Consider the following 6,766-nt stretch of genomic DNA (forward strand, 5'->3'; position numbering starts at 1 on the left):
ACTCGACCGGTACCAGCGGGCGATGCAAAAACAAACCGTACAACAGCCCGATCAACAAGCATCCAATCAGATTGACTGCCAGCGTACCGAGATAGAAGTGGCGTGGCCAGTGCGCGTTCACCCAATTGGCTGTGGCAAAGCGCAGCAAGGTACCGGCAATGCCGCCTGCACTCACCGCCGCAACAACCGCAATCATGGTTTTCTCCGTTGCCGTGGGCTTTGCCGGTCCAGCTCGGCCAGGTGCTTGAGCTTTTCGCCGATCTTCAGCTCCAGGCCGCGCGGTACTGGTTGATAGTACTGGCGCGGTTCCAGGTTGTCGGGGAAGTAGTCTTCGCCAGCGGCATAGGCATCCGGCTCGTCGTGGGCATAACGGTACTCGTCCCCGTAGCCCAACTGCTTCATCAGCTTGGTCGGCGCGTTGCGCAAATGCAGCGGCACCTCAAGCGAACCGTGCTCGGCGGCTTCGCGCATGGCGGCCTTGAAGCCCATGTACACCGCGTTACTCTTCGGCGCACAGGCCAGGTAGGTAATCGCTTGCGCCACCGCCAGCTCGCCTTCCGGGCTGCCCAGGCGCTCCTGCACGTCCCAGGCGGCCAGGCACAGGCTTAACGCGCGAGGATCGGCGTTGCCGATGTCTTCACTGGCCATGCGCACCACGCGCCGGGCAATGTAGAGCGGGTCGCACCCGCCGTCGAGCATCCGCGCAAACCAGTACAGCGCACCGTCGGGGTTGGAGCCACGCACCGATTTGTGCAGTGCCGAAATCTGGTCGTAGAACGCCTCTCCGCCCTTGTCGAAACGGCGACGGGTATCGCCCAGCAGGCTTTGCAGCAGGTCGACGCCGATCTCACTGCCGTCTTCGGCCAGGTCCGAGGCGTTTTCCAGCAGGTTGAGCAAACGCCGGCCATCGCCATCCGCCGCCGCCAAGAGCATCTTGAAGCCTTCATCGCCCAAGCTGAGCTGGCGCTTGCCCAGGCCACGTTCTTCGCTCAGCGCACGCTGCACCAGCTTGCGCAACGCCGCTTCGTCGAGGCTTTTCAGCACATAGACCCGCGCCCGCGACAGCAAGGCGTTGTTCAGTTCAAACGAAGGGTTCTCGGTGGTCGCGCCAATGAAGATCAGCGTGCCGTCTTCGACGTAGGGCAGGAAAGCATCCTGCTGCGACTTGTTGAAACGGTGCACTTCATCGACGAACAGGATGGTCCGGCGACCATACTGGCCGGCTTGCTGCTTGGCGATTTCTACCGCATGACGGATCTCCTTGACCCCGGCCAGCACGGCCGACACCGTTTCGAAGTGGGCATCGCAAAACTGCGCCAGCAGCCGCGCCAGGGTGGTCTTGCCCACCCCTGGCGGCCCCCAGAAGATCATCGAGTGCAGCGCGCCCTGTTCCAGTGCTTCACGCAGTGGCTTGCCACGCGCCAGCAGGTGCTCCTGACCGACGTACTCGTCCAGGTTGGCCGGGCGCAGACGCGCGGCCAAGGGCTGGGCAACAGGCTCACTACGAAACAGGTCCATCAACGGCTGCCTTACCTCTTATTCCTGAATGACGTCAGCGCCTTTCGGGATGTCGAACTTGAATCTGCCCGCTGGAATCGCCTCGTTGGCCTTGACCCCGGTGAACAGGATATTGGTGCGCTGACCGACGCTGTCGATCAGTTGCATGTCATTGATCAGGCCACGGCGAAACGACAGGCGCAGGGAGTCGAACAAGGTGTCCTTGGTCTTCGGCTTGAGGGTGAAATCCACCACCTCGCCTTGCTCCTTGGAAGAGATCTCGAAGCTCTGGCTGATCTTCGACACATCGCCGGACAGCAGCAGTGCTGGTGTCTGGGTCAGACGCTCGTCGAGCTTCTTGATGGTCGCCTGTTCCAGGTCCGGGTCCCACAGGGTGACTTTCTGCCCGTCCGACACCACGACCTGCTCCTGTGGCGCATCGGTGTGCCAGTAGAACAGGCCAGGGCGTTTCACCGACATTTCACCGTTGGTTTCCTGCAACTGGGTACCGCTGCCATCAAGGGTCAACTGCGAGAAACGGGCAGTGATTGTCTGCGATTTTTCCAGCAACTGGGTCAGACGCGCCACGTCTTGCTCACCGGCATAGGCCGGAATGGCGGACACCGTCAGGGCAGAAACCAACAACATGCGAATCAGGCGCATGAGAATCCTCGTAGAACAGTGAATGGGCCGGACACCGTCATTGGCACCCGGCAAAATCGATCATCAGTCGCGCATTGGCCCAGGCGCAATGACCTCGCGCGAGCCGTTGGTGTTCATGGCCGTGACCACACCAGCCATTTCCATCGCTTCGATCATCCGCGCAGCGCGGTTGTAGCCGATCTTCAGCTTGCGCTGAACCGCGGAGATGGACGCACGACGACTTTCCAGAACGAACTGAACCGCTTCATCGTACAACGCATCGGTCTCAGCGTCGTCGCCACCCTCGCCGCCGCTACCGCCCTCGAAGCCACTGCCGGCCTCTTCGACACCGTTGAGGATGTCGTCGTTGTAGTCCGGAGCGCCACGCTGCTTCCAGGCTTCAACCACGCGGTGCACTTCTTCGTCGGAAACGAACGCACCGTGTACACGGATCGGCAGGCTGGTGCCTGGCGGCATGTAGAGCATGTCACCATGGCCGAGCAACTGCTCGGCACCACCCTGGTCGATGATGGTGCGCGAGTCGATCTTGCTCGATACCTGGAAGGCCATTCGGGTTGGAATGTTGGCCTTGATCAGGCCGGTGATCACGTCCACCGAGGGCCGCTGAGTCGCGAGGATCAAGTGGATACCGGCCGCACGCGCTTTCTGGGCGATACGGGCGATCAGCTCTTCGACCTTCTTGCCAACGATCATCATCATGTCGGCAAATTCGTCGACCACCACCACGATGGTCGGCAGGGTTTTCAGCAGCGGCGGCTGGTCGTCCATGCTCTCACGGCGGAACAGCGGGTCATAAACCGGCTCGCCGGCTTCCTCGCCATCCTTGATCTTGCGGTTGAAGCCGGCCAGGTTACGCACGCCCATGGCCGCCATCAGCTTGTAGCGCCGCTCCATCTCGGCCACGCTCCAACGCAGGGCATTGGCCGCGTCCTTCATGTCGGTGACGACAGGGCAAAGCAGGTGCGGAATGCCCTCATAGATCGACAACTCGAGCATTTTCGGGTCGATCATGATCAGCTTGGCGTCTTCCGGGCTCGACTTGAACAGGATCGACAGGATCATCGCGTTGACGCCCACCGATTTACCGGAACCGGTAGTACCGGCCACCAACAGGTGCGGCATCTTGGCCAGGTCGGTAATCACCGGCTTGCCGCCAATGTCATGGCCCAGCGCCAGGGTAACCGGCGACTTGGCTTCATCGTACTGCGGCGACGACAGCACTTCGGAGAAGCGCACGATCTGCCGGTCTTCGTTCGGGATTTCGATACCCACGGTAGTCTTGCCGGGGATGACCTCGACCACGCGCACGCTGGTCACGGCCAGCGAACGCGCCAGGTCCTTGGCCAGGTTGGCAATACGGCTGACCTTGACCCCGGCAGCGGGCTGGATTTCGTAACGGGTAATCACAGGGCCAGGGTGGATCGAGTCCACCGACACTTCGACACCGAACTCCTTGAGTTTGATTTCCAGCAACTGCCCGACACCGGCCAGCGACTCAGGCGAATAGTTGACCTGCTTCTTCTCGGCAGGATCGAGGATAGAGATCGGCGGCAAGGTGCCCTCGACGGCGCTATCGACGAACACCTGCGCGGGTTTTTCCGCCTGCACACGCTTGATCGGCTCTGCCGCCTTGACCTGCGCCGGAGCTGGAGCTGGAGCTGGAGCTGGCATGATGATCGGCGCAGGCGACTGAGGACGCTCGACCACCGGCTTGCTCGGCGCCGGCTCACGCTCGACGACGCGCTCACGAGCCTTGGCCGGCTCGCGGCGTTCGGCAACCATCGGCGCCATGATCTCCTGGTCCTGCTCGTCGACCGCACGCAGCTGGGCAACCAGTTGCTTGCGCTCGTTACGCGCTGACCACCAACGACTGGCCGCCCCCTGGAACACCTCGAACAGGTCAAGGGTGATCTTGCCGGTAAGGTCCATCACCTTGAACCACGACAGGTCGGTGAACACGGTAAGGCCAAACAGAAACAGGGCAATGAACATCAGGGTACTGCCCTGCACGTTCAAGGCATTCTTGGCCAGGTCACCCAGGCTTTCGCCCAGCGCGCCACCTGCAGACGCCGGCAGGCTTGGGGCCGAATGAAAATGGATATGCGCCAGCGCAGCACCGGACAGCACCAGGAACACCAAGCCGATCAGGCGCCAGGAAAACAACCAGCCGCTCCACTGCCAGGGCTGGTGACGCTCACGAAAGATCTGCCAGGTCTTGATCGCCAGCAACAGCGGGAAGATGTAGGCGAAATAGCCCAGCACCATGAACAACACGTCCGCAAAGAAGGCGCCGGCGCGGCCCGCCGCGTTCTGCACCTGATCGACGTTGCTGGTGTGGCTGAAGCCAGGGTCTGCCTGGTCGTAGGTAAGCAGAGCCATCCACAGATACAGGCACAGGGCGCCCATGGCAATCAGGGCACCCTCCTTGAGCCGGTAGTGCAGTTGCTGGCGCCAAAGCGGTACCGGCAAGGGGTTTGGGGTAGCGGTGGATTTCTTCAAAACGCGTCTATTCCTGCGCTGCTTGCGCGTCCAACAGGTGGCTGGCTGACGAAGGCAGCCAACAAACCATTACTTTTAACATTACTACCCGTATGTCGCCATGGCGGTGCGCCAGAATACGTCGCACACGGGATTAATTGCATAATGTTCAATTTGAGCACGCATTCTCTTTTGTGACAAAGGCTTATACGGGCTTTTTGCGTAGTAGGGACAACAAATCAGCCGGCAAGTTGCGGTTGACCCGCATCGCCCTGGCAGGCGATCCTGACCACCCTCCCCTCTTCTGCCGTTGAAACGACGATGCTGACCTGGCTGAGCCGCGATTCTCTTGACTTCCCCCCTCTGGAAAAGGCGCTGCGCGACCCCAACGGCCTGCTCGCCGCTGGCGGTGACCTGAGCGCGGAACGGCTGGTCCAGGCCTATCGGCATGGCTGCTTCCCCTGGTACCAGGATGGTCAGCCAATCCTGTGGTGGTCACCAGACCCGCGCACCGTGTTGTTTCCCGACGAGTTGCATGTCTCGCGTTCGTTGCGCAAGGTCATGCGCCAAGGGCGCTACCAGGTCAGCTTCGACCAGGACTTCGCCGGCGTCATCCGTGCCTGCGCGGCACCACGCGCCTATGCCGACGGCACCTGGATCACCGACAGCATGCAGAAGGCGTACCTGAAGCTGCACCAGCAGGGGTTTGCCCACTCCGTGGAAGTCCGCGAGCAAGGTGAGCTGGTCGGCGGCCTGTACGGGCTGGCAATGGGCCGCCTGTTCTTCGGCGAGTCGATGTTCAGCCGGGCCGACAACGCCTCCAAAGTCGGCTTTGCAACGCTGGTCGAGCACCTGAAAAACGCTGGCTTTGTCCTGATCGACTGCCAGATGCCCACCGAGCACCTGCACAGCCTCGGCGCCCGGGCAATTGCCCGCGCCACGTTCGCCGACTACCTGCGTCGCTACCTCGATCAAGCCAACTCGGCGACATGGGTTTGCTAGGCGAGTTTTTCCAGCTGGCTTACACTTAAAACAAACGTCACTCCCGAGGGGTTGATCATGACAGAGCTGGCGCGGTTGAAGTTTTATGCCACTCAACCCCATTCCTGCAGCTACCTGCCAAACGAGCAAGCCACGACGCTGTTTCTCGACCCGAGCCAGCCAATGGACGTGCATGTCTACGCAGATCTGTCGGAAATGGGCTTCCGGCGCAGCGGCGACCACCTGTACCGGCCGCATTGCCAGAACTGCAATGCCTGCGTACCGGCACGCATTCCGGCTGCACGGTTTTTGCCCAACCGCCAGCAGAAGCGCATCCTCAAGCGCAACGCCGACCTGGTCGTGACCGCGGCGCGCCCGGCCTTCAACGAAGAGTACTTCGACCTGTATCGGCGCTATATCGAACAGCGCCATGCCGATGGCGACATGTACCCACCGAGCCGCGATCAGTTCGCCACCTTCCTGGTCCGCGACCTGCCATTCTCACGCTTCTATGAATTTCGCCTGGACGGTCGCCTGCTCGCCGTGGCAGTCACCGACCTGCTGCCCAACGGCATGTCGGCGGTCTACACCTTCTACGAGCCCGATGAGGAGCGTCGCAGCCTGGGGCGCTATGCCATCCTCTGGCAGATCACCGAAGCGCTGCGCCTGAACCTGGAGGCGGTCTACCTGGGCTACTGGATCAAGAACTGCAAAAAGATGAATTACAAGACCCAGTACCGCCCCATCGAGCTGCTGATCAATCAGCGCTGGGTGACGCTAAATTGAAATCCTTGGCTTGAACCCCATTTTTCGGGCACAATGCACGCCACTTTTTTTGCCTGGCGCAGCCGCACCGGGCCATTAACTGGATACCGAGGGCTTTACTGCATGTCGAAAGAAGACAGCTTCGAAATGGAAGGCACTGTCGTCGACACCCTGCCCAACACCATGTTCCGCGTGGAGTTGGAAAACGGGCACGTCGTTACCGCGCATATCTCCGGAAAAATGCGCAAGAACTACATTCGAATTCTGACTGGTGACAAGGTCCGCGTCGAACTGACGCCTTATGACCTGAGCAAAGGGCGCATCACCTACCGCGCCCGTTAAGCGTCATCGACGAAAACGCCCGGCATGAGCCGGGCGTTTT

At 61.0% G+C, this 6,766-nt stretch carries 7 protein-coding genes; 3 read left to right on the top strand and 4 right to left on the bottom strand.

Annotation, left to right across the window (positions count from 1 at the left end; translation table 11 throughout):
• The 4 genes from crcB to EKA13_RS25185 form a co-directional block, all read right to left on the bottom strand.
• A partial coding sequence (gene crcB / locus EKA13_RS25170; protein ID WP_100250163.1) for a fluoride efflux transporter CrcB occupies positions 1–196 on the bottom strand: 196 nt, incomplete at its 3' end.
• Positions 193–1,518 carry a replication-associated recombination protein A gene (locus tag EKA13_RS25175; protein ID WP_065761815.1) on the bottom strand — a complete coding sequence of 442 codons (1,326 nt, stop codon included), beginning with the start codon at positions 1,516–1,518 and terminating at the stop codon, positions 193–195. The genes EKA13_RS25175 and crcB, both read right to left, overlap by 4 nt.
• Positions 1,519–1,536: 18 nt before the next feature.
• Positions 1,537–2,160 (bottom strand): outer membrane lipoprotein periplasmic chaperone LolA, encoded by a 624-nt coding sequence (gene lolA, locus EKA13_RS25180; RefSeq protein ID WP_065761816.1) that lies wholly within the window; start codon positions 2,158–2,160, stop codon positions 1,537–1,539.
• A gap of 63 nt (positions 2,161–2,223) precedes the next feature.
• On the bottom strand, positions 2,224–4,659 hold the full coding sequence (locus EKA13_RS25185) for a DNA translocase FtsK (protein ID WP_065761817.1): 2,436 nt from the start codon (positions 4,657–4,659) through the stop codon (positions 2,224–2,226).
• Positions 4,660–4,959: 300 nt separating this feature from the next.
• Here EKA13_RS25185 and aat point away from each other — a divergent pair, with 300 nt between their 5' ends.
• The 3 genes from aat (at position 4,960) to infA (ending at position 6,726) form a co-directional block, all read left to right on the top strand.
• Positions 4,960–5,640: a leucyl/phenylalanyl-tRNA--protein transferase gene (aat, locus tag EKA13_RS25190; protein ID WP_065761818.1), complete on the top strand. Its 681-nt coding sequence runs from the start codon at positions 4,960–4,962 to the stop codon at positions 5,638–5,640.
• Between the two features lie 57 nt (positions 5,641–5,697).
• On the top strand, positions 5,698–6,405 hold the full coding sequence (locus EKA13_RS25195; RefSeq protein ID WP_065761819.1) for an arginyltransferase: 708 nt from the start codon (positions 5,698–5,700) through the stop codon (positions 6,403–6,405).
• A gap of 102 nt (positions 6,406–6,507) precedes the next feature.
• Positions 6,508–6,726, top strand: a complete 219-nt coding sequence (gene infA / locus EKA13_RS25200) for a translation initiation factor IF-1 (RefSeq protein ID WP_002553999.1) — start codon at positions 6,508–6,510, stop codon at positions 6,724–6,726.
• Positions 6,727–6,766: the final 40 nt, after the last annotated feature.

The organism is Pseudomonas defluvii, assembly GCF_001695625.1.
Taxonomy (GTDB): Bacteria; Pseudomonadota; Gammaproteobacteria; order Pseudomonadales; family Pseudomonadaceae; genus Aquipseudomonas; species Aquipseudomonas defluvii.

Bases quoted from the DNA above. Each gene is read 5' to 3' on its own strand.
- lolA (WP_065761816.1), bottom strand. From the start codon at position 2,160: ATGCGCCTGATTCGCATGTTGTTGGTTTCTGCCCTGACGGTGTCCGCC.
- aat (WP_065761818.1), top strand. From the start codon at position 4,960: ATGCTGACCTGGCTGAGCCGCGATTCTCTTGACTTCCCCCCTCTGGAA.
- EKA13_RS25195 (WP_065761819.1), top strand. From the start codon at position 5,698: ATGACAGAGCTGGCGCGGTTGAAGTTTTATGCCACTCAACCCCATTCC.
- EKA13_RS25175 (WP_065761815.1), bottom strand. From the start codon at position 1,518: ATGGACCTGTTTCGTAGTGAGCCTGTTGCCCAGCCCTTGGCCGCGCGT.
- infA (WP_002553999.1), top strand. From the start codon at position 6,508: ATGTCGAAAGAAGACAGCTTCGAAATGGAAGGCACTGTCGTCGACACC.